The organism is Sutcliffiella horikoshii (genome assembly GCF_044809035.1).
Taxonomy (GTDB): domain Bacteria; phylum Bacillota; class Bacilli; order Bacillales; family Bacillaceae_I; genus Sutcliffiella_A; species Sutcliffiella_A horikoshii_G.
The window spans coordinates 4,104,469-4,126,372 of record NZ_CP085237.1 but is presented as its reverse complement, the minus strand read 5'-3'; the positions used below and the strand labels follow the sequence as shown (position 1 = coordinate 4,126,372).

General features: G+C 46.3%; 17 protein-coding genes. 14 read left to right on the top strand and 3 right to left on the bottom strand.

Features of this window, described 5'->3' with window-relative positions; translation table 11 throughout:
* Positions 1-181 precede the first annotated feature (181 nt).
* The 9 genes from LG307_RS21070 (at position 182) to LG307_RS21030 (ending at position 14,188) form a co-directional block, all read left to right on the top strand.
* The gene (locus tag LG307_RS21070) at positions 182-2,287 is read left to right on the top strand and encodes a heterodisulfide reductase-related iron-sulfur binding cluster (protein ID WP_404450524.1); all 2,106 of its coding nucleotides are present in this window, start codon (positions 182-184) and stop codon (positions 2,285-2,287) included.
* Positions 2,288-2,593: 306 nt separating this feature from the next.
* Positions 2,594-3,772: an acetyl-CoA C-acetyltransferase gene (locus LG307_RS21065; protein WP_404446203.1), complete on the top strand. Its 1,179-nt coding sequence runs from the start codon at positions 2,594-2,596 to the stop codon at positions 3,770-3,772.
* 29 nt (positions 3,773-3,801) lie between these two features.
* The gene (locus LG307_RS21060) at positions 3,802-4,656 is read left to right on the top strand and encodes a 3-hydroxybutyryl-CoA dehydrogenase (protein ID WP_404446201.1); all 855 of its coding nucleotides are present in this window, start codon (positions 3,802-3,804) and stop codon (positions 4,654-4,656) included.
* 66 nt (positions 4,657-4,722) lie between these two features.
* Complete coding sequence (locus LG307_RS21055) at positions 4,723-5,859, top strand: acyl-CoA dehydrogenase (RefSeq protein ID WP_404446199.1); 1,137 nt, start codon at positions 4,723-4,725, stop codon at positions 5,857-5,859.
* A 434-nt stretch (positions 5,860-6,293) separates the two neighbouring features.
* Positions 6,294-7,433, top strand: coding sequence for an acyl-CoA dehydrogenase (locus tag LG307_RS21050; protein WP_404446196.1), 1,140 nt, complete (start codon positions 6,294-6,296; stop codon positions 7,431-7,433).
* Positions 7,434-7,452: 19 nt separating this feature from the next.
* Positions 7,453-8,109, top strand: coding sequence for a TetR/AcrR family transcriptional regulator (locus LG307_RS21045; RefSeq protein ID WP_404450523.1), 657 nt, complete (start codon positions 7,453-7,455; stop codon positions 8,107-8,109).
* Positions 8,087-11,350 carry a fused isobutyryl-CoA mutase/GTPase IcmF gene (gene icmF, locus LG307_RS21040; RefSeq protein ID WP_404446194.1) on the top strand — a complete coding sequence of 1,088 codons (3,264 nt, stop codon included), beginning with the start codon at positions 8,087-8,089 and terminating at the stop codon, positions 11,348-11,350. Before LG307_RS21045 ends, icmF begins: the two co-directional genes overlap by 23 nt.
* Before the next feature lie 275 nt (positions 11,351-11,625).
* Positions 11,626-12,183: a DNA-directed RNA polymerase subunit delta gene (rpoE, locus tag LG307_RS21035; protein ID WP_404446191.1), complete on the top strand. Its 558-nt coding sequence runs from the start codon at positions 11,626-11,628 to the stop codon at positions 12,181-12,183.
* Between the two features lie 391 nt (positions 12,184-12,574).
* Entirely contained in the window at positions 12,575-14,188 is a 1,614-nt protein-coding gene (locus LG307_RS21030; protein ID WP_404446189.1) for a CTP synthase, read from the top strand.
* Positions 14,189-14,242: 54 nt separating this feature from the next.
* On the opposite strand, the gene LG307_RS21025 is transcribed toward LG307_RS21030, so the two are convergent.
* The 3 genes from LG307_RS21025 to LG307_RS21015 form a co-directional block, all read right to left on the bottom strand.
* Complete coding sequence (locus tag LG307_RS21025; protein WP_404446186.1) at positions 14,243-14,527, bottom strand: hypothetical protein; 285 nt, start codon at positions 14,525-14,527, stop codon at positions 14,243-14,245.
* On the bottom strand, positions 14,517-15,074 hold the full coding sequence (locus LG307_RS21020; RefSeq protein ID WP_404446183.1) for a GNAT family N-acetyltransferase: 558 nt from the start codon (positions 15,072-15,074) through the stop codon (positions 14,517-14,519). The genes LG307_RS21025 and LG307_RS21020 overlap by 11 nt, the downstream gene beginning before the upstream one ends.
* Positions 15,075-15,360: 286 nt before the next feature.
* Positions 15,361-15,906, bottom strand: coding sequence for a DUF2529 domain-containing protein (locus LG307_RS21015; protein WP_404446180.1), 546 nt, complete (start codon positions 15,904-15,906; stop codon positions 15,361-15,363).
* 352 nt (positions 15,907-16,258) lie between these two features.
* Here LG307_RS21015 and LG307_RS21010 point away from each other — a divergent pair, with 352 nt between their 5' ends.
* From LG307_RS21010 to glpX, 5 genes are all read left to right on the top strand, one after another.
* Entirely contained in the window at positions 16,259-16,633 is a 375-nt protein-coding gene (locus LG307_RS21010; RefSeq protein ID WP_010197444.1) for a response regulator, read from the top strand.
* A gap of 262 nt (positions 16,634-16,895) precedes the next feature.
* A complete protein-coding gene (locus LG307_RS21005) occupies positions 16,896-17,753 on the top strand; it encodes a class II fructose-bisphosphate aldolase (protein WP_063559255.1) in 858 nt (285 codons plus the stop codon).
* Positions 17,754-17,889: 136 nt separating this feature from the next.
* The gene (gene fsa / locus LG307_RS21000) at positions 17,890-18,534 is read left to right on the top strand and encodes a fructose-6-phosphate aldolase (RefSeq protein ID WP_404446177.1); all 645 of its coding nucleotides are present in this window, start codon (positions 17,890-17,892) and stop codon (positions 18,532-18,534) included.
* A 297-nt stretch (positions 18,535-18,831) separates the two neighbouring features.
* Positions 18,832-20,124, top strand: a complete 1,293-nt coding sequence (locus tag LG307_RS20995; protein ID WP_404446174.1) for a UDP-N-acetylglucosamine 1-carboxyvinyltransferase — start codon at positions 18,832-18,834, stop codon at positions 20,122-20,124.
* 192 nt (positions 20,125-20,316) lie between these two features.
* Positions 20,317-21,285: a class II fructose-bisphosphatase gene (glpX, locus tag LG307_RS20990; protein ID WP_404446172.1), complete on the top strand. Its 969-nt coding sequence runs from the start codon at positions 20,317-20,319 to the stop codon at positions 21,283-21,285.
* The last annotated feature ends 619 nt before the right edge of the window (positions 21,286-21,904 follow it).

The following is a 21,904-nucleotide window of genomic DNA, read 5'->3' as shown; positions in this document are numbered from 1 at the left end:
AGCCAGTTTTACAACTAAATATGTTGACTGAATGCTCATTCAGTTATAAGATATAGATAAATTACTAAAGTTCTGAAAATTATATTCTTTCCAAACATTGAGGCTCTTTCGTTACGATAAACACGTAAACAGCCGACAGTAAAAAGGGGACACGAAAGGAGTGGGAGATGTGAGTAACGGTTTGTTAATTGCCAATTGGATTTTAACGATAATTGTAACCGCTTACGCATTATCGCTATTTGTTTACTTGATCAGAACAAGAATTCAATTCATCAAGCTAGGGAAAAAAGTTGAATTTGATAACAAAGTGAAAGAACGGTTAGACAAAGTCTGGGTCAATGTTTTTGGCCAGAAAAAATTATTGAAGGATAAGAAAAGTGGGATTATCCACGTCATGTTCTTCTACGGATTTCTAATGGTTCAGCTTGGGGCGCTGGACCTGATCATCAAAGGGCTTGTTCCAAATGCGCATTTGCCGCTTGGACCACTATATCCGGCCTTTACATTTTTCCAGGAGCTTGTAACCCTGATGATTCTTGTAGCGGTTGTTTGGGCCTTCTATCGCCGCTATGTAGAAAAATTGGTTCGCTTAAAAAGAGGCTTCAAATCCGGTCTTGTTCTATTGTTCATCGGCGGATTGATGCTTTCTGTATTATTTTCAAACGGAATGGGACTGATCTGGCATGACCATGGCTTAACATGGAGCGAGCCGGTGGCATCACTATTCGCACTCATGTTCAGCTGGATCAATGAAACGGCAGCCATCGCATTATTTTATGTCGGCTGGTGGATTCACCTGTTATTCTTATTAACATTCTTGGTGTATGTACCGCAGTCCAAGCACGCGCATTTGATTGCAGGACCTGCGAATGTATTTTTTCACCGTACAACGAACCCAGGAAAGCTTGAAAAAATTAATTTTGAAGACGAAACACAAGAAACATTCGGTGTCGGGAAAGTGGAAGACTTCACCCAATACCAATTAATCGATATGTACGCCTGTGTGGAATGTGGACGCTGTACCAACATGTGTCCGGCTACAGGTACAGGAAAAATGCTTTCACCAATGGACTTGATTGTGAAAATTCGTGACCACTTAACAGACAAGGGAGCGGCCATCACGTCCAAATCCCCTTGGGTACCGACTTATGCGTTCAATAACACGCACGGAAATCAGCTTGCCATGATGGGGGCTGCGGGAAAAGGTGCACAAGAAAGCGCGGCAACGATCGAATACAGCCCGAGCCTGATCGGTGATGTCATCACAGAAGAAGAGATTTGGGCATGTACGACCTGTCGTAACTGTGAGGACCAATGTCCAGTAATGAACGAACACGTCGATAAAATCATCGATCTTCGCCGTTACCTCGTTCTGACAGAAGGAAAACTGGATGCCGATGCACAGCGCGCGATGACCAACATTGAGCGCCAAGGAAATCCTTGGGGTCTAAACCGTAAAGAACGCGAAAACTGGCGCGATGCAGCACCGGAAGTAAGCATTCCAACGGTAAAAGAAATGAAGAAAGCTGGCGAGGAGTTTGAATATCTGTTCTGGGTAGGGTCCATGGGATCTTTCGACAATCGCTCCCAGAAAATCGCCATCTCTTTTGCAAAATTAATGAACGAAGCCGGTGTGAAATTTGCGATTCTCGGTAACAAGGAGAAAAACTCCGGAGACACGCCGCGCCGCCTAGGAAATGAATTCCTATTCCAGGAGCTTGCAACTGGCAATATCGCGGAATTCGAGAAAAACGAAGTCAAGAAAATCGTCACCATCGACCCGCATGCCTATAATATTTTCAAAAACGAGTACCCTGATTTCGGACTTGAAGCCGAAGTCTACCATCATACAGAGGTCTTAGCCGAGCTTGTAAAAGAAGGCAAACTGACGCCGGTACACGAGGTAAATGAAACGATCACGTACCACGATTCCTGTTACCTCGGAAGATACAACGAAGTCTACGAGCCACCGCGTGACATCCTAAAAGCCATCCCAGGCGTAAAAGTGGTCGAAATGAACCGCAGCCGTGAAACGGGAATGTGCTGTGGAGCCGGCGGAGGACTGATGTGGATGGAAGAAGACACAGGCACACGCGTCAACGTGGCCCGTACCGAGCAGGCACTCGAAGTAGCACCAAGCGTCATCAGCTCGGGCTGCCCGTACTGCTTGACAATGCTATCTGACGGTACGAAAGCTAAAGAAGTAGAAGAAAACGTCGGCACCTACGACGTAGCAGAACTACTCGAACGCTCCGTCATCGGCGACAAACAAGAATTAGTATCCTAATAGAATAATAGACTCAAGCAAAAAGGTGTACGTAGTTAACTGCGTGCACCATATGCTTTTCACCAAAACTGAGCGCTCGTTCAGTTTTTAAAACGCAACGTATGTAAGCGGTAACAAAGCATTTATAGGATTTCCCCTTATTGATTGGAGTGTAGGGGGTGAGACTCCTACGGGAGGAAGGGACAGGGAAGACCCCGCAACGAAGTTAGGAGGCTTCCGGACCGCCTGTGGAAAGCGAACCCCCGAAACGGAAATCAATAAGGGAGTCAAAACAATTTTTTCTAAATAAAAAGGAGGAAATTACCCATGGGAAAAACAGTAATCGTTAGCGCAGTCCGCACACCAATCGGCCGTTTCGCAGGAGGACTATCCTCACTAACAGCATCAGACCTAGGAGCAGTAGCCATCAAAGAAGCACTACAACGAGCAAACCTATCAGGTGACAAAGTAGGCGAAGTCATCATGGGCACCGTCCTCCAAGGCGGCCAAGGCCAGCTACCATCAAGGCAAGCCTCCCAAAAAGCAGGCCTGCCATGGGAAGTCCGCACCGAAACCATTAACAAAGTATGTGCATCCGGCATGCGCAGCGTCACACTCGGCGACATCCTCATCCGCTCCGGTGAAGAAGAAGTCATCGTAGCAGGCGGAATGGAATCCATGAGCAACGCGCCATACATGCTCCCAAAAGCAAGATGGGGCCTTCGCATGGGCGACAGCACCGTGCAGGACTTGATGGTCCATGACGGTCTTACATGCACGTTCACCGGTGTTCATATGGGCACCTACGGAAACAGTGTCGCTAAAGAAATGGAAATCACCCGCGAAGACCAAGATGCATGGGCATTCAGAAGTCATCAGCGCGCGATCGAAGCAACGGAAAAAGGCACATTTGACGCAGAAATCGTACCGGTATCTGTACCCCAGCGAAAAGGCGATCCGATTGTCGTGAGCAAGGATGAGTCTCCACGTAAAGATACATCGATGGAAAAACTTGCGAGCTTGCGAACGGCATTCGACCATGACGGAACGATTACGGCAGGAAACGCGCCAGGTGTGAATGACGGGGCTAGTGCACTTGTGCTGATGAGCGAAGATCGTGCGGCAAAAGAAGGGAAAGAAGTACTTGCGACCATTCTAGGGCACGCGTCCATCGCAGTGGAAGCGAAGGATTTTCCGAAAACTCCCGGACTTGTCATCACAGAACTTTTAAAGAAAACAGGAACAAAGCTTGAGGAGATTGATCTTTTTGAAATAAATGAAGCATTCGCGGCAGTTGCATTGGCATCTGCAAACTTAGCAGGACTGGATTTGGAGAAAGTGAATGTAAACGGCGGGGCTGTAGCGCTTGGACACCCAATCGGGGCAAGTGGGGCACGCATTATCGTGTCGTTGATTCATGAGTTAAAACGCCGCGGCGGCGGTCTTGGGATTGCTTCCATCTGCTCAGGCGGCGGACAGGGCGATGCTATTTTGATTCAAGTATAAGCAAGAAACTTTTTAGGAGGAATCAGAACATGACAATTCAAAAAGTAATGGTAATTGGCGCAGGACAGATGGGTTCAGGCATCGCGCAGGTGTGTGCGATGGCCGGCTATGACGTATATATGAACGATTTGAAACAGGAATTTTTGGACCGAGGGCTTGCTGGGATTACGAAGAACTTGGGTAGATCTGTGGACAAAGGCCGCATGACAGAGGACGAAAAAGAGGCTGTACTTGGTCGCCTGCAAACAACAACCACACTTGAAGATGCAAAACATGTGGACATCGTCATTGAAGCGGCAGTCGAAAACATGGACATCAAAAAGAAAATTTTCGCAGAGCTTGACCAGCACGCTCCGGCTCACACCATTTTAGCAACGAACACCTCTTCGCTTCCGATCACAGAAATTGCGGCAGCGACCGGGAGACCCGAAAAAGTCATCGGGATGCACTTTATGAATCCTGTCCCGGTCATGAAGCTTGTCGAAATCATCCGCGGCTTGCAAACGGCAGATGAAGTGTACGGCGCAATTGAAGATATGACGAAAAAGCTTTCCAAAGTGCCGGTGGAAGTGAACGACTTCCCAGGATTTGTATCCAACCGCGTGTTGATGCCGATGATCAACGAAGCGATTTTCACCGTTTACGAGGGTGTAGCAACACCGGAAGCGATTGATGAAGTCATGAAGCTTGGCATGAATCATCCAATGGGGCCACTGACACTTGCCGATTTTATCGGGCTCGATACATGCCTGTACATCATGGAAACGTTGCATGAAGGCTTTGGTGATGACAAATACCGTCCATGTCCATTGCTTAGAAAATATGTGAAAGCTGGCTGGCTGGGACGCAAGACAGGCCGAGGGTTTTATACGTACGAGACGTAAGAGTGGGTTGATAAGAACAAAGGGGTATTTGGGGATTTCCAGACAGCAGGAGAGGGGAAGAATGGCATGAATTTACGTTTTACAGAAGAGCAGGAAATGGTCCGGAAAATGGTGCGCGATTTCGCAGAAACCGAAATTGCACCTTTCGTGGAAAAAATGGAAGAGGGCGAGTTCCCTCGTGAGATTTTACGGAAAATGGCGGACCTTGGACTGATGGGGATGACGATTCCAGAAGAGTACGGCGGAGCGGGAATGGACTTTCCTTCCTACATCATCGCGATCAATGAACTTTCCCGCGTGAGTGCGACAGTCGGGGTGATCCTGTCTGTACACACCTCTGTCGGGACGAATCCGATTCTTTATTTTGGCACAGAAGAACAGAAGCAAAAGTACGTCACAAAACTTGCAACCGGTGAGTACCTTGGCGCGTTCTGTTTGACGGAGCCGAGTGCGGGATCTGATGCAGGTAGCCTGAAAACGCGTGCGGTAAAACAGGATGATCACTATGTGCTGAACGGTGCGAAAGTGTTCATCACAAATGGTGGGGAGGCGGACACGTACATCGTATTTGCATCCACTAATCCGGAGCTTGGATCCAAGGGAGTTTCCGCATTTATTGTGGAGAAAGACACTCCGGGATTTGTCATCGGAAAAGATGAGCACAAAATGGGCTTGCACGGTTCGAAAACAGTCCAACTGACGTTTGAAGATGCGAAGGTTCCTGTGGAAAATCTGCTTGGCGCAGAAGGGGAAGGCTTTAAAATTGCGATGGCTAACCTTGATGTCGGACGAATCGGCATTGCGGCACAGTCGCTTGGTATTGCAGAAGCGGCAGTGCAGGCGGCAACAGCCTATGCAAAAGAGCGCGTCCAGTTCGGCAAGCCAATTGCGGCACAGCAGGGTGTTTCTTTCAAACTGGCAGACATGGCGACGGCGGTAGAAGGTGCGAGATTGATGACGTACCGTGCGGCAAACCTGCGTGCATTAGGCAAGCCTTGCGGAAAAGAAGCGTCGATGGCGAAGCTTTTTGCCTCTCAAACGGCGATGAACGTGGCAATTGAGGCGGTCCAGGTGTTCGGCGGCTACGGCTATACAAAGGACTATCCGGTCGAGCGCTACTTCCGCGACGCGAAGGTTTGTGAGATTTACGAGGGAACGAGCGAGATTCAGAGGATCGTGATTGGGAAGCATTTGATGAGTTGATGGGGGACGGTTGAAATTGGGGGTGGACTTTGCGGAAGGTGGTCGCGGCTGCGGTCGCGGACGCCAAATGTCCGAAGATTTCTGAAAGTTGACCGAAGTTTTTGAAAAGTTGTCCAAAGATTTCGCATAGTTGTCCAAAGTTTCGACGAAAGTGACCGAACCAATTTTTCAAATGACCAAACACCCCATCAAAGTTGTCCAAAGGTTCACGCCGATTGACCGAACCACAGTGAGAAGAACATATAAAGTGTCTGAAAGCCCTTCTGAAATGACCGAACAGTTTTTGAAGGCACAAAAAATAGCACAAAAGCGGTAAAAAGTCGTCAAATCTTCAATGAAACCACACTCAACGCTGCCACGACTGGCCCCGGAATATACGGTGCCTAGTGTCTGGTGCGGCGCTCAAAAAACTAAATCATCGGGGGATGAAAAATATGAACTTTCAACTATCAGAAGAACATGAAATGATTCGCAAAATGGTACGTGATTTTGCCAAGAACGAAGTGGAACCGACTGCAGCGGAGCGTGACGAGGAAGAGCGCTTTGATATGGATATTTTCAAAAAGATGGCGGGCCTTGGTTTAACGGGAATTCCGTTTCCAGAAGAGTACGGCGGGATTGGCAGTGACTATTTGGCGTACTGCATCGCGGTCGAGGAGCTTTCAAGAGTATGTGCATCCACAGGGGTAACACTTTCTGCACACACATCACTCGCGAGCTGGCCGATCTACAAGTACGGTACAGAAGAGCAGAAGCAGAAATATTTGGTGCCACTTGCGCAAGGAACAAGCATTGGCGGATACGGACTGACTGAACCGGGATCTGGATCTGATGCTGGCGGCATGCGTACGACTGCAAAACTGGACGGTGACCATTATGTGCTGAACGGTTCTAAAATTTTCATCACAAACGGAGGGATAGCGGACATCTATGTGGTGTTTGCGGTAACAGATGCAACAAGCAAGCATAAAGGAACAAGCGCGTTCATCGTCGAAGCGGACTTCCCTGGCTTCAGCGTTGGGAAAAAAGAGAAAAAATTAGGAATCAGATCTTCACCTACGACGGAAATTATTTTTGAAGATTGCCGCGTGCCAGTAGAAAACATGCTTGGTGCAGAAGGGGAAGGTTTCAAAGTAGCGATGACAACACTTGACGGCGGTCGTAACGGGATTGCTGCACAGGCTGTCGGAATTGCGCAAGGTGCACTGGATGCAGCGGTTGCTTATGCAAAAGAGCGTGTTCAGTTCGGGAAACCGATCGCGGCACAGCAGGGTGTTTCTTTTAAACTGGCAGATATGGCGACAACGGTGGAAGCTTCCAGACTATTAACGTATCAGGCGGCTTGGAGAGAATCAGAGGGCTTGAGCTATGGGTTGGAATCTGCGATGTCCAAACTTTTCGCGGGTGACACGGCGATGAAGGTGACAACAGAAGCGGTTCAAGTGTTCGGCGGTTACGGCTACACGAAGGACTATCCGGTGGAGCGCTATATGAGGGATGCGAAAATCACGCAAATCTATGAAGGAACACAAGAAATTCAACGTCTCGTCATCTCCAGAATGCTTACTAAGTAAGTAGGTGGCGGACAGGATGATGAAAAAACGTCAAGTACATGCATCCGTAAAAGACGAGCGGCTGATTGAGAAGCGCCGCGATCAGATGATTAAGGGGGCGGTGAGCCTTTTTAAAGAAAAGGGCTTCCACCGCACCACCACAAGGGAGATTGCCAAAGAGGCCGGCTTCAGCATCGGCACGCTCTATGAATATATCAGAACGAAGGAAGATGTCCTGTACCTCGTTTGTGACCGGATTTATGATCAGGTGGGGGAACGCCTGCAGGAGGAGCTCGACATGAAGAGGGGCAACCTGGAGAGCTTGAAATCCGCCATCCGTTACTATTTTCGGGTGATGGATGAAATGCAGGATGAGGTCCTTGTCATGTATCAGGAGGCAAAGTCTTTATCAAAAGATGCGCTTCCATACGTGTTGAACAAGGAGCTTGCAATGGTGGCTATGTTTGAACAGGTGATCCGGAACTGCATGACAGCGGAGGGCATGTCCATGAAAGAACAGCAGATTCAATTGATGGCCCACAATATTTTCGTTCAGGGTCAGATGTGGGGATTCCGGCGTTGGGTGCTGCACAAGCACTTTGAGCTGGATGCCTATATCGAAGGCCAAATTGAACTTTTAGTGCACGGACTTACAAAGGGGGAGAATGTGAAAAATGGAAGTTTATCGTCCAACTAACCATATTCGTTTTGTAACAGCTTCAAGTCTATTTGACGGGCATGACGCCTCAATCAATATCATGCGCCGCATCATCCAGGCGAGCGGTGCCGAGGTCATTCACCTTGGGCATAACCGTTCCGTGGAGGAAATCGTGAACGCGGCAATCCAGGAGGATGTGCAGGGGATCGCAATTTCTTCTTATCAGGGCGGACATGTCGAATATTTCAAATACATGTATGATTTGCTGAAGGAGAAAGGTGCTTCTCACATCCGCATTTACGGCGGTGGCGGCGGGGTCATCATTCCTAGTGAAATAAAAGAATTGCATGCATACGGGATCGCGCGTATCTTTTCGCCGGAAGATGGTCGCGAACACGGGCTGCAAGGCATGATCAACTCGATGCTCAAGGAATGTGACTTTGTGACGGTCAAGTCCCTTGGCGATGAAGTAGAGCGTCTTGCTGCCGATAATCATCAGGCAATCGCGAAACTGATTACGTTATCCGAGCTGCAGGTAACTTCGGATGAAGAGGTGGCGGCAACGGCTCAAACGGCCTTGGCTAAGGTAAAAGAAATGCAGAAAACCGTACCGGTCCTTGGGATTACGGGGACAGGTGGAGCAGGGAAAAGCTCGCTTACAGACGAATTGATCCGCAGATTTATAAACGAAGTACCAGATAAGAAGGTGGCGATCCTGTCCATCGATCCGACGAAGCAGAAAACTGGTGGGGCATTGCTTGGGGACCGCATCCGCATGAACGCGATTTTCAATCCACGCGTGTATATGCGTTCGCTTGCTACCCGTGGATCCCGTTCTGAGCTTTCCTTGGCGATACAAGATGCAATTGCTGTCACGAAGGCGGCCGGATTTGACTTGATCATCGTCGAGACGAGCGGAATCGGGCAGGGGGATGCAGGAATTACGGAGATTTGCGACATCTCCATGTACGTGATGACAAGTGAGTTCGGGGCGCCTTCTCAGTTGGAAAAAATCGATATGATTGATTACGCGGACTTGATTGTCATTAATAAATTTGAGCGCAAAGGCTCGGAGGATGCGAAGCGCCAGGTGCAGAAGCAGTACCAGCGCAGCCGTCTTTTATGGGATAAGGAATTGGATGAAATGCCGGTGTACGGCACGATTGCTAGCCAGTTCAATGACCTCGGGACGAACACTCTTTTTGCGGCGTTGCTGGAGTTGATGAATGAGAAGACAGGTTCGGCTTATGAGTCTAGCTTACCGACGTCCAAGGACGTGGAAAAGCAGAATGTAATCATTCCGAATGACCGCCGCTATTATTTGCGCGAGATCAGCGAGACAGTGCGCAATTATCATAAGATGGCTGCTGAGCAGGTGGAGTTGGCGCGGAAATTGTTCCAATTGGATGGGGCGATGGAAGCGGCTGGTGCGTCTGGCGGAGGTGCTTCAAGCGAGGAGCTCGTGGCGGCACTTGCCGAGCTGCGTCATGAATACGAGGAAAAATTGACTAGCGACTCCCGCAAAATTTTAGCAGGCTGGGAAGAGAAGAAAGAGAAATATTCCGGTGACCAGTTTGTCACAAGGATCCGTGACAAAGAAATCATCACGAAGCTTACGACGAAAACCTTGTCCGGCTTAAAGATTCCAAAAGTGGTCCTGCCGAAATATGTGGACTACGGGGAAATTTTGAAGTGGGTGTACCTCGAAAATGTGCCAGGGGAGTTCCCTTATACGGCTGGTGTGTTCCCGTTCAAGCGTGAGGGTGAGGATCCGAAGCGTCAGTTTGCTGGGGAAGGGACACCTGAGCGTACAAATCGCCGTTTTCACTATTTAAGTAAGGATGATGATGCGAAGAGGTTGAGTACGGCGTTTGATTCGGTAACGTTGTATGGGGAAGATCCGGCGGAGCGTCCGGACATCTATGGAAAAGTCGGGAACAGCGGTGTGAGCATCTGTACCCTTGATGATATGAAAAAATTGTATGCAGGCTTTGACCTTTGTGCGCCAAGCACGTCCGTATCGATGACGATTAACGGACCGGCGCCAGTAATTTTGGCGATGTTCATGAACACGGCGATCGATCAGCAGGTGCAAAAGCGAGAAGAGGAACTTGGCCGTGTGTTATCGGTGGAAGAGTTTGCTGAAGTGCGTGCTGTGACCATGCAGACGGTACGTGGAACAGTGCAGGCGGATATTTTAAAAGAAGATCAAGGCCAGAATACGTGTATCTTCTCGACGGAGTTTGCTTTAAGAGTGATGGGGGATATACAGCAGTATTTTATCGATAAAAAAGTCCGCAATTACTATTCGGTTTCGATTTCTGGGTACCATATTGCCGAAGCGGGCGCGAACCCGATTACCCAGTTAGCATTCACGCTGGCAAATGGGTTCACGTATGTGGAATATTATTTGAGCCGCGGCATGAAGATCGATGACTTTGCACCGAACTTGTCGTTCTTCTTCAGTAACGGATTGGATGCGGAATACACGGTGATCGGTCGCGTGGCACGTCGCATCTGGGCAACGGTCATGAAAAATAAATATGGGGCCAATGAGAGAAGCCAGAAACTGAAGTATCATATTCAGACGTCCGGCCGTTCCTTGCACGCGCAGGAAATCGACTTCAATGATATCCGTACGACGTTGCAAGCATTGATGGCGCTTCAGGACAACTGTAACTCGCTGCATACGAATGCGTATGATGAGGCGATCACAACGCCGACAGAAGAGTCTGTACGCCGTGCGATGGCGATTCAGATGATCATCACAAAAGAGCATGGCTTGGCGAAAAATGAGAATACATTGCAAGGAGCGTTTGTGGTGGAGGAGCTGACAGACCTTGTCGAGGAAATGGTGCTGCAGGAGTTTGAACGCTTGAACGACCGCGGCGGCGTGCTTGGTGCGATGGAGACCCAGTATCAGCGTGGGAAGATCCAGGATGAGTCCATGTATTATGAGATGAAAAAGCATACAGGGGAGCTTCCGATCATCGGGGTGAACACGTACAAAAATCCGAATCCGCCTTCTGAAGACGATTTGAATGACATCGAGCTTGCTCGTTCGACGGAAGAGGAGAAGCAAACGCAGATTCGAAACCTTGCAGCGTTCCAGGAGCGCAATGCAGGAGAGGTAGAAGAGGCGTTGGGCAGGTTGAAGCAAGTGGCCATCAGCGGCGGCAACATCTTTGAAGAACTGATGGAAACCGTCCGTGTCGCAAGCCTCGGCCAAATCACCACAGCCCTCTACGAAGTCGGCGGCCAATTCAGACGAAACATGTAACAAAAAATCCTCAACAACAAGGCGGGAATGCAAGAATTCCCGCCAACTTTATAGTCTTCGACGTAGAGAGGGAAATACCTTTGGGGGTCTGACCCCCTTTTTTTTCATTTTTTAAATTTTTTTCTCCTTTTTACCCGTTTTTCATTTTTTTGAGGGAAAGATTTATTTTATGCTGGATTAAACATTGGTATTTTGTTTATAATGAGTGGTATGGATTTTTCTAGGAATTGCTATGAATATTGTCTTTTTACATATATAGAAAGGATGTGCAGACATTGGCATTAAACCATTTAACGGCAGAACAAGTACAAGAGATGTCATTGATCGAAATCGCTACTGCTTTATTTAACGAACAAAAGCAGTCTGTGACTTTTGGCGAATTAATTACGGAGATCAAGAAAATCACTGGTTTTACAGATGCAGACCTTAAGGGAAAGTTGTCTCAGTTCTATACGGACTTGAACATTGACGGCCGTTTCATTTGTATTGGAGAAAACCAATGGGGCCTTCGTGCATGGTATCCTTATGATCAAATAGAAGAAGAAACAACTCCTCAGGTGAAAACAAAGTCTAAGAAGAAGAAAAAGGCTGCAGATGATGACGATATCGATGCAGACGAATTCGATGAGTTGGACGAAGAAGAATTGGAATTCGACGATCTGGATGATTACGAAGAGGATGAGGTTGAAGAAGACTTTGACGATGCCGATGAAGATGATGCAGACGAAGATGACGACGAAGAGTTTGAAGAAGACTTGATCGAAGACGACGAGTACGAACTCGAGGAAGATGAAGAAGAAGAATTGGATGAGGAAGAGGAAGAAAACCTCTAATCTCCACTAAAGAACACTCCCTGGACATATGGCGGGGAGTGTTTTTATTTTTGTCAAGCCAAATAAAGTGAAAATTCGTAAGTTGATTTCAATCCTTGACTTTTTAACCCCGACTAGGTAGAATCTTTTTTGGGCTCCTTAAAAAAGGACACGTATTATTTGTTAAACATATACACGCTCCCCTTGCTAGAAATGCTGGCAAGTGGGGCGTTTTTTATTTTATTAGTGAATAAACATTTATATGCTGTACCTGAGAAATTGGGGGCAGCTTCATTTTTTAGTAAATGAATTTCGTGTTTTTGACTAATGATAAAAATGTTAAATGCCTCTTAAAAGCATATCCGTTACTTATTATTATTTTCAAATAAAACTATTTCGAGGGGGAGACAGCATGACAAAGTATATTTTCGTAACAGGTGGCGTAGTGTCATCTCTAGGTAAAGGAATTACGGCTGCATCACTAGGAAGATTGTTAAAAAATCGCGGGTTGAGCGTGACTATCCAGAAATTTGATCCATACATCAATGTGGACCCGGGTACGATGAGTCCATACCAGCATGGTGAGGTATTCGTGACAGATGACGGTGCGGAAACGGATTTGGACTTAGGTCACTATGAGCGTTTCATCGATATCAATTTAAACAAATTTTCTAATGTAACCACAGGGAAAATCTATTCCACGGTTCTGAAAAAAGAGCGTCGCGGTGATTACTTGGGCGGAACAGTTCAGGTTATCCCGCACATCACAAACGAAATTAAAGAGCGCGTTTTCCGTGCTGGCCGCGAAACAAATGCAGATGTAGTCATCACAGAGATCGGTGGAACAGTAGGGGATATCGAGTCCCTTCCATACCTTGAGGCGATCCGCCAAATCAAGAGTGACATCGGTCGTGACAACGTGATGTACATCCACTGTACGCTTGTTCCTTACATCCGTGTGGCTGGCGAGCTGAAAACAAAGCCGACACAGCACAGTGTAAAAGAGCTTCGTGGTCTTGGAATCCAGCCAAACATCATCGTATTGCGTTCTGAGATGCCAATCTCCCAAGATATGAAGGACAAAATTGCCTTGTTCTGCGATATTGACGAGAAGGCAGTTATCGAATCCATCGATGCGGACACGCTTTACGAAGTACCACTTGCTTATCAGGCGCAAAACATGGACAACATCGTGGTAGACCACTTGAAGCTTGAAACAAAAGGCGAAGCGGACATGACAGAATGGACGGCGCTTGTGAACAAAGTGAAAAACCTTTCCAAGAAAACGACGATCGCCCTTGTCGGAAAATATGTGGAGCTTCAAGATGCATACCTTTCTGTTGCGGAAGCATTGCGTCATGCTGGATACGAGTACGATGCAGATGTAAAAATCAACTGGATCAACTCGGAAGAAGTAACAGCAGAAAACGTGGACGAGCTATTGCAAAATGCAGACGGAATCCTTGTGCCTGGTGGGTTCGGTGACCGTGGAGTAGAAGGGAAAATCGAAGCGATCCGTTATGCGCGTGAGAAGAAGGTACCATTCTTCGGAATCTGCCTTGGCATGCAGCTTGCTTCTGTTGAGTTTGCACGTAACGTCCTTGGATACGAAGGCGCGCACTCTGCGGAACTTAACCCAGAAACGCCATTCCCAATCATTGACCTTTTACCAGAGCAAAAAGACATCGAGGACCTTGGCGGAACATTGCGCCTTGGATTATACCCTTGTAAGCTTAACGACGATTCCTTGGCACAAAAAGCTTACGCAGACGAAGTGGTTTACGAACGCCACCGTCACCGCTATGAGTTCAACAACCAATATCGTCAACAAATGGAAGCTCACGGATTCATCTTCTCCGGCACAAGCCCAGACGGCCGCCTGGTAGAAGTGATTGAGATCAAAGACCACCCATGGTTCCTTGCATCCCAATTCCACCCAGAATTCACTTCCAGACCAAACCGCCCACAACCGCTATTCCGCGACTTCGTGGCAGCATCTTTGAAAAATGCTGAGGTAATGGCATAAGTTTATAGAAAAAAGCTCAGAGTTTTTTATGGCTCTGAGCTTTTTTAATGTTTATTATTTTTTCTCACGATTCGTGGTTTTGTATTTCTCACCTTTGCTATCATAGGTGACCCATTCCCCAACAGGTTCTCCCTTTTCAAAATGACCGGACCGCTTGATGGTTCCATCAGCACGGTACCATTCCCAATACCCTTCAGGTTGATCTCCTGCCATTTTGCCCTTTGACCACATCGTTTTGCCGTTTGCATGGTACTTTATTGTGTACCCGTCAACCACTTCTAAAGGCTTTTCTTTTACACCATTTTTCGGTTTTAGATCACATTTTTCGCTATCCATCATGAACCTCCTTTGCCGCTTTGTTAGGTTCCCATTCATACAAACAATGCCCATCGACTATGCTTAATAGCTTGAATTCGTGCTTCTCATAAAAGTCCCGGAGTTTTTCACTGTGTGCCACACAATCCAACCGAATCTTAAAATAGCCCAGCTTTTCTATATGTTGCTTAATCCAGTACACGAGGTGATCCCCAAGCCCCTGGCCTTTATGTTGGAGAGCGATAGCGAGCTTATGTAGATAAACCTTATCCTGGCTGTCCACTTGTCCCCACAGGTGAACATCCCATTCCTCTTGCGTGTCTGACAGCATGAAGGTGGCCGCGAGAGGAGGGGATGCATTATCCTGCATGTCTGATTTAAGTGCAACCTTATAAAATAGACCCTTTGTCACGAGCTCTAAAATTTCGGCATCCTCTTGACCAGTAAGAAGGAAACTCCACTGCTCAGAACCCTTCCGTTTTAAGTCTGTAGCACGGCTCTTCAGCAATTCTACTATGTTTGGCCCGTCCTCTATTGTAGCTTTTTCTATGATTAAATCCTGATAATACACTAGTCGAAACCTCCTATGAAAAATTACGATAAAGGTTGTTTCGATAAAAATGGGTAAAACCCTTTAATATTATCAATGATTTATCGAAAGCAGCCTTACAAAAAGACCTAACGGTGACAGAACAGCGGAGGAGAGATAGAAACTGTCATCGTAGGGGCCGAACGGTGACAGAATAGCGGGGGAAACATGGAAACTGTCATCGTAGGGGCTGAACGGTGACAGAACAACGAAATAAACAAGAACTCTGTCATCGTTCAAGCCGAGTTCCTAATAAAAATGTGTCCTCCTACTCTTGCTCTTCCAAAATCTCCTTCAAAGTAAAAGCTAACCCATGATAAACATATAAAGCTACCATGCTGGCAGGAAAGCCAAAACGTTCCCCGTCATCGCCAGGAATTAAGGGTTTTTTCAGCTTCATGTCAATATGTACATCGGATAAGGCCTCAAGAGTTTGAGCACTTTCAGCTGACTCCTCAGTCTCCACCACCGTCGAAATCCCCACAATCTCAATACCCAGTTCCTTTAATGCTTTCGCCGTATTTATCGCTTCTTCATCTGTGGAAAAACGGGACACAATCAAGGCACGGTCCGTATCGGTCAGATCATGATAACTGTCCAGGTCAGATAAAAGTGTAGCCCCCACAAGTGGTTCCGCCCCATCAGTCGCCTCCCCTTCCACGGCTTTCATTTCCTTTACTCCATGCACATAAATGCGTCCATCGCCGACAACTGCCTGAGCCAATAACCTGGCAGCATCCTCAAACGCAAACTCCTCGCTCGAACCAATCCGATTAAACACACCCTGCAACTGAGTCGTAAAAATCTTCAACATCCCAAATCACACTCCTATAACATAAATTATTCAACAAAACCCATCCCCTCATTCCCAACCACCAAAACTCAAGTATAATGAAAGGCAGTATGACAAAAGTGGCAAAAATCCTAGGGGGGTCTGACCCCTTTTCGTTCGCGTTTTTCCTACATAATCCGACACCATCCATATCGGCCGGAGCCTTCTAGGTCAAGGGGGAAGGTCCTGCTGGGGTCTGACCCCTTTAAGAAATTTTTTTAATCTCGCATGTTCTGAAAAAATTTCCCGGTCGAAAAAGGAGGAAATAAGACTATTATAGTAGAATTAGGTGGGTGGATGGAAACGGATTGATTATTTTTAGAGATGGGGTGTTATGGTGGGTCAAAAATTACTGATTGTGGATGACCAGTATGGGATACGGATCTTGTTGAATGAAGTATTCCAAAAAGAGGGCTATCAGACGTTTCAGGCAGCAAACGGGTACCAAGCATTAGATATCGTAGAAAAGCATTCACCGGACTTAGTATTGTTAGACATGAAGATCCCCGGTATGGACGGAATTGAAATTTTAAAGAGACTAAAAGCAATTAATTCTGATATCCAGGTAATTATCATGACAGCATACGGTGAATTGGATATGATCCAGGAATCGAAAGACCTTGGAGCAATCACACACTTTGCCAAACCATTCGATATTGATGAAATTAGAGATGCGGTTCGTAAAAATATGCCGCGCCAATCGGTGTAAAATACCAATTGTATAACTGAATATTAAAACATTTTATGTGTTATCGCTTACATTGAAAAACGGCATACTTCAGTAGTTGCCGTTTTTCTACATAGTTGATATGCTAAGTACTGGATAAAAATCATCCGGTAAGTTTTTGCACTTTTTATCCTCATATACATAACTGGTTTCCCAATTGGTCAAGCTAGTTTTGATATGTGCGATTTTTTACAAACAGGAAAAAACTTTTCGGAGTGAATATAATACGAAGGAGGATGTTATCATGCCTTTAGTTTCCATGACAGAAATGCTGAAAAAAGCAAATGCAGAAGGCTATGCAGTAGGTCAGTTCAACTTGAACAACCTAGAGTTCACACAAGCAATTCTACAAGCAGCGCAGGAGGAGAATTCACCAGTTATCCTTGGTGTTTCTGAAGGTGCGGCTCGTTATATGGGTGGCTTTAAAACAATCGTAGCATTAGTAAAAGCGTTAATGGAAGAGTACGGTGTAACTGTACCTGTAGCGATTCACTTAGACCATGGTTCTAGCTATGAGTCTTGTGCAAAAGCGATCCACGCTGGATTTACTTCTGTAATGATCGATGCTTCTCACCATCCATTTGAGGAGAACATTGAAACAACTTCTAAAGTTGTAGAATTAGCACACTTCCACGGAGTATCTGTTGAGGCAGAGCTTGGTGTAGTTGGCGGACAAGAAGATGACGTTATCGCTGATGGCGTAATCTATGCGGATCCACAAGAGTGTGAAGAGCTTGTAAAACGCACAGGTATTGATTGCCTAGCTCCAGCTTTAGGTTCCGTACACGGTCCTTACAAAGGCGAACCGAACCTTGGCTTCAAAGAGATGGAAGACATCAACAACCGTGCTGGCGTTCCTCTAGTACTACACGGCGGAACTGGTATCCCTACGCATGACATCCAAAAAGCAATCTCTTTTGGAACAGCGAAGATCAACGTTAACACAGAAAACCAAATTGCATCTGCAAAAGCAGTTCGTGAAACACTTGCTGCTAAAACAGAAGAGTACGATCCTCGTAAATACCTAGGACCTGCTCGCGACGCAATCAAAGATACAGTAAAAGGCAAAATGCGCGAATTTGGTTCTGCCAACAAAGCGTAATTAAATTTTTCAACAAGACAACACCATTCAACCAACATCAAGGCAACCAATATGCAGAACCGCCATATCACGGCGGTTTTGTTTGATTTCCAAATGAAAGCGCAAACAATAATTTGAAAATAAGGGAGAGAATAACATGAAATTTTTCATTGACACAGCAAACCTTGAAGAAATCAAAGAAGCCCATGCACTGGGATTACTTGCAGGAGTAACGACAAATCCAAGTCTAGTGGCAAAAGAAAACATCACATTCGAAGACCGCCTTCGCGAAATCACTGCATTTGTAGAAGGATCTGTCAGTGCTGAAGTAATTGCACTTGATGCAGAAGGTATGATTGAAGAGGGGAAAGCACTTGCTGCCATCGCACCGAACATCACAGTGAAAGTGCCGATGACTCCAGACGGCTTAAAAGCGGTAAAAGAATTCAGTGCCTTGAACATCAAAACGAATGTGACGCTTATTTTCAACGCCAATCAAGCATTAATGGCAGCAAGAGCAGGTGCTACATATGTTTCACCTTTCCTTGGACGCCTGGATGATATCGGCCAAAATGGAATGGACCTCGTTTCCACCATTGCTGACATTTTCGCCATCCATGACATCCCGACAGAAATTATCGCGGCTTCCATCCGCCATCCGATGCACATTACAGAGGCAGCACTAAAAGGAGCACACATTGCCACGGTTCCTTACAAAGTGTTGATGCAAATTTTCCACCACCCATTAACAGATCAAGGTATCGAAAAATTCCTAGCGGACTGGAATAACCGCCAACAATAACTTAGTTGTTCGCAGTGAAAGGCACGCGGAAGGCTGAAATATATCAACATTACCCCCTGCCAAAAATAAGCAGGGGTTTTTTGTTAATTTAAGCTATTTTTCGACAAAATGGAGGTGTCGAATAAAGTCGGATGGTATCAAATATTACGATTTGATAAAGTTTGATGCATTTTCATATATGAATAGAAAGTTTTCGTGTAAACTAATAGCTAACGAAAATTTTTACGATTGGTAATAATTGTGTATAATAGACAATAGCACTTTTGGAAACCAACCTCGCCTTGAAGGGAGAATTATATGGAAAAGTTAAAAATCCTTGGTGGTAATCAATTAAATGGAACGGTACGTGTAAGTGGAGCGAAAAATAGTGCAGTGGCATTGATCCCTGCAACCATTCTAGCGGACTCACCCGTCACAATTGAAGGGCTACCGCAAATATCAGATGTAGAGATTTTAAGCAGCCTGCTGGAAGAAATCGGCGGAAGCGTATCGCTAGAGGGAGAAGACCTAACGGTAGATCCTTCTAAAATGATCTCAATGCCACTTCCAAGTGGAAAAGTGAAAAAACTTCGCGCATCCTATTATCTAATGGGGGCGATGCTTGGACGCTTCAAAAAAGCAGTAGTTGGATTGCCTGGTGGCTGTCATTTGGGACCAAGACCTATTGATCAGCATATCAAAGGTTTTGAAGCGCTTGGAGCAGAAGTTACAAATGAGCAAGGTGCCATCTACCTTCGCGCAAAAGAATTAAAAGGGGCACGCATTTACCTTGATGTGGTAAGTGTCGGCGCTACGATTAACATCATGCTTGCAGCTGTAAAAGCAAAAGGGAGAACGATTATCGAGAATGCGGCAAAAGAGCCGGAAATCATTGATGTCGCGACACTTTTAAGCAGCATGGGTGCAAAAATTAAAGGTGCGGGTACAGATGTCATCCGTATCGATGGAGTGGAGAGCCTTCACGGGTGCAAACACACCATCATCCCTGACCGAATCGAAGCAGGTACATACATGATCATGGCTGCTGCAACAGGCGGAGAAATGATCATCGACAATGTTATCCCGACCCACTTGGAGCCGCTTATTGCAAAGCTTCGTGAAATGGGCGTGCGCATCGATATCAATAATGACCAAGATCAAGTACTTGTCGTTCCTGGCGAAAAGTTGAAAGCTGTTGATGTAAAAACTCTTGTACATCCAGGTTTCCCGACAGACCTTCAGCAGCCAATGACAACCCTTTTAACAAAGGCAGAAGGTACGAGCATTGTTACAGACACCATCTATTCTGCCCGTTTCAAGCACGTAGATGAACTGCGTCGCATGAACGCACAGATTAAGGTAGAAGGCAGATCTGCCATCATCAATGGACCGGTTCAACTGCAAGGTGCCAAGGTTAAAGCAAGCGACCTGCGTGCAGGAGCAGCCCTTGTCATCGCTGGCTTACTTGCTGACGGATTGACAGAGGTCACTGGCCTTGAGCATATTGACCGTGGCTACAGTCACCTAGAAGAAAAGCTAGAAGGACTAGGTGCCACTATCTGGCGCGAAAAATTAACCGAAGAAGAAATCGAACAGATGCAAAACTCATAAACAGCAAAACAAAGAAGGAATCCCTCAGAATTGAGTGGGTTCCTTCTTTTTTGTAGATACCACTTTCAAATTTCGGCAAATGTGATATACTAATATCGAAAAGTATAGCACAATGCCTCAGGTTGCACAGATAACCTGTTGGGCTACCATAAAAAATGACTAGATTCATAGAATGCAAAGGGAGTGGAAGAAATGGAAAGAAGTCTATCCATGGAATTAATTCGAGTAACAGAAGCAGCGGCTTTATCCTCTGCACGCTGGATGGGACGCGGAGATAAAGACAGTGCGGACGGTGCGGCGACTTCCGCTATGCGTGATGTGTTTGATACAGTACCGATGAAAGGGACAGTCGTGATCGGAGAAGGGGAAATGGACGAAGCACCTATGCTCTATATCGGCGAAAAACTTGGAACAGGCTACGGTCCCCGCGTGGACGTGGCAGTTGATCCATTGGAAGGGACAAGCATCGTTGCATCAGGAGGATGGAACGCACTGGCCGTACTTGCCATCGCCGATCACGGAAACCTGCTTCATGCTCCTGATATGTACATGGATAAAATTGCTGTCGGTCCTGCAGCCGTCGGAAAAATAGACATTAACGCTTCTGTAATAGACAACTTAAGAGCAGTGGCAGAAGCGAAAAACAAAGAAATCGAAGACGTGGTGGCAGTTATTTTGAACAGACCGCGCCATGAAAAAATCATTGCAGAGCTTCGTGAGGCCGGCGCGCGTATCAAGTTGATTGATGATGGGGACGTTGCCGCAGCAATCAACACAGCCTTTGATCACACTGGCGTCGACATCTTGTTCGGTTCCGGTGGTGCACCAGAAGGGGTAATCGCTGCTGTCGCACTGAAATGCCTCGGAGGCGAAATTCAAGGGAAGCTACTTCCGCAAAACGAAGAAGAACTAATCCGCTGCCGCAAAATGGGCATCGAGGACATCGACGCCGTTTTAAGAATGGAAGACCTTGTCCGCGGAGATGACGCCATTTTTGCCGCAACAGGCGTAACAGACGGGGAACTACTGCGAGGCGTGCAATTCAAAGGCACCAACGCCACCACACACTCCGTCGTCATGCGAGCAAAATCCGGAACCGTCCGCTTCATCGACGGCCAACACAACATCAAGAAAAAACCAAACCTAGTATTCAAACCCTAAATAGCAGATTTACCCTGTTGATTGAAGTGCAAGGTGTGAGACTCCAGCGGGGGATAAAGGTAGCTTGAGACCCCACAGCGAAGCGAGGAGGCTCAAGCACCTTCCCGCGGAAAGCGGACACCTGGAACGTAAATCAACAGGGAGTTAATCCTAACCCATAAATAAAACCGTAAATGGAACCACTCCATTTACGGTTTTCCTATATACCAACCTCAAAAAAAACGCACACCTGCCGAATATTGTAATAGACAACAAGTCACATTCGACATAATTAGGGGAAATACAAGAATATTCCCCAGAAAATAAAGGCAATACTCAATGCTTGTCTACAGAAAATAGTTGCTTAAAAGACCATTTTGTGGGTAAAATAAACAATACTACGAGTATTTATGCAAAATCTACCTTATATCTTCCTAGCGATTCTTCTACAATTTCTTCATAAGGAGAGTTTATCCCACAAACACGAGGGAAACGTCCTCACTTCCAATTGATCATCCTTAAAAAGTGCAGCGACTAGAAACATATTTCCCATCCTTCGAACTTAATTCAGCTTGAATCAGTGTTGGAAGACAAAAAGACATTTATCCTTGGATTATAAACGTACTAAACAATTAAACGA

Excerpts from the sequence above, each read along its gene's own strand:
- LG307_RS21025 (WP_404446186.1), bottom strand. The coding sequence starts at position 14,527 with ATGATGGATAGCGAAAAATGTGATCTAAAACCGAAAAATGGTGTAAAA.
- LG307_RS21060 (WP_404446201.1), top strand. The coding sequence starts at position 3,802 with ATGACAATTCAAAAAGTAATGGTAATTGGCGCAGGACAGATGGGTTCA.
- LG307_RS21055 (WP_404446199.1), top strand. The coding sequence starts at position 4,723 with ATGAATTTACGTTTTACAGAAGAGCAGGAAATGGTCCGGAAAATGGTG.
- LG307_RS21030 (WP_404446189.1), top strand. The coding sequence starts at position 12,575 with ATGACAAAGTATATTTTCGTAACAGGTGGCGTAGTGTCATCTCTAGGT.
- icmF (WP_404446194.1), top strand. The coding sequence starts at position 8,087 with ATGGAAGTTTATCGTCCAACTAACCATATTCGTTTTGTAACAGCTTCA.
- LG307_RS20995 (WP_404446174.1), top strand. The coding sequence starts at position 18,832 with ATGGAAAAGTTAAAAATCCTTGGTGGTAATCAATTAAATGGAACGGTA.
- LG307_RS21045 (WP_404450523.1), top strand. The coding sequence starts at position 7,453 with ATGAAAAAACGTCAAGTACATGCATCCGTAAAAGACGAGCGGCTGATT.
- LG307_RS21065 (WP_404446203.1), top strand. The coding sequence starts at position 2,594 with ATGGGAAAAACAGTAATCGTTAGCGCAGTCCGCACACCAATCGGCCGT.
- LG307_RS21010 (WP_010197444.1), top strand. The coding sequence starts at position 16,259 with ATGGTGGGTCAAAAATTACTGATTGTGGATGACCAGTATGGGATACGG.
- LG307_RS21005 (WP_063559255.1), top strand. The coding sequence starts at position 16,896 with ATGCCTTTAGTTTCCATGACAGAAATGCTGAAAAAAGCAAATGCAGAA.
- LG307_RS21015 (WP_404446180.1), bottom strand. The coding sequence starts at position 15,906 with ATGTTGAAGATTTTTACGACTCAGTTGCAGGGTGTGTTTAATCGGATT.
- fsa (WP_404446177.1), top strand. The coding sequence starts at position 17,890 with ATGAAATTTTTCATTGACACAGCAAACCTTGAAGAAATCAAAGAAGCC.
- LG307_RS21050 (WP_404446196.1), top strand. The coding sequence starts at position 6,294 with ATGAACTTTCAACTATCAGAAGAACATGAAATGATTCGCAAAATGGTA.
- glpX (WP_404446172.1), top strand. The coding sequence starts at position 20,317 with ATGGAAAGAAGTCTATCCATGGAATTAATTCGAGTAACAGAAGCAGCG.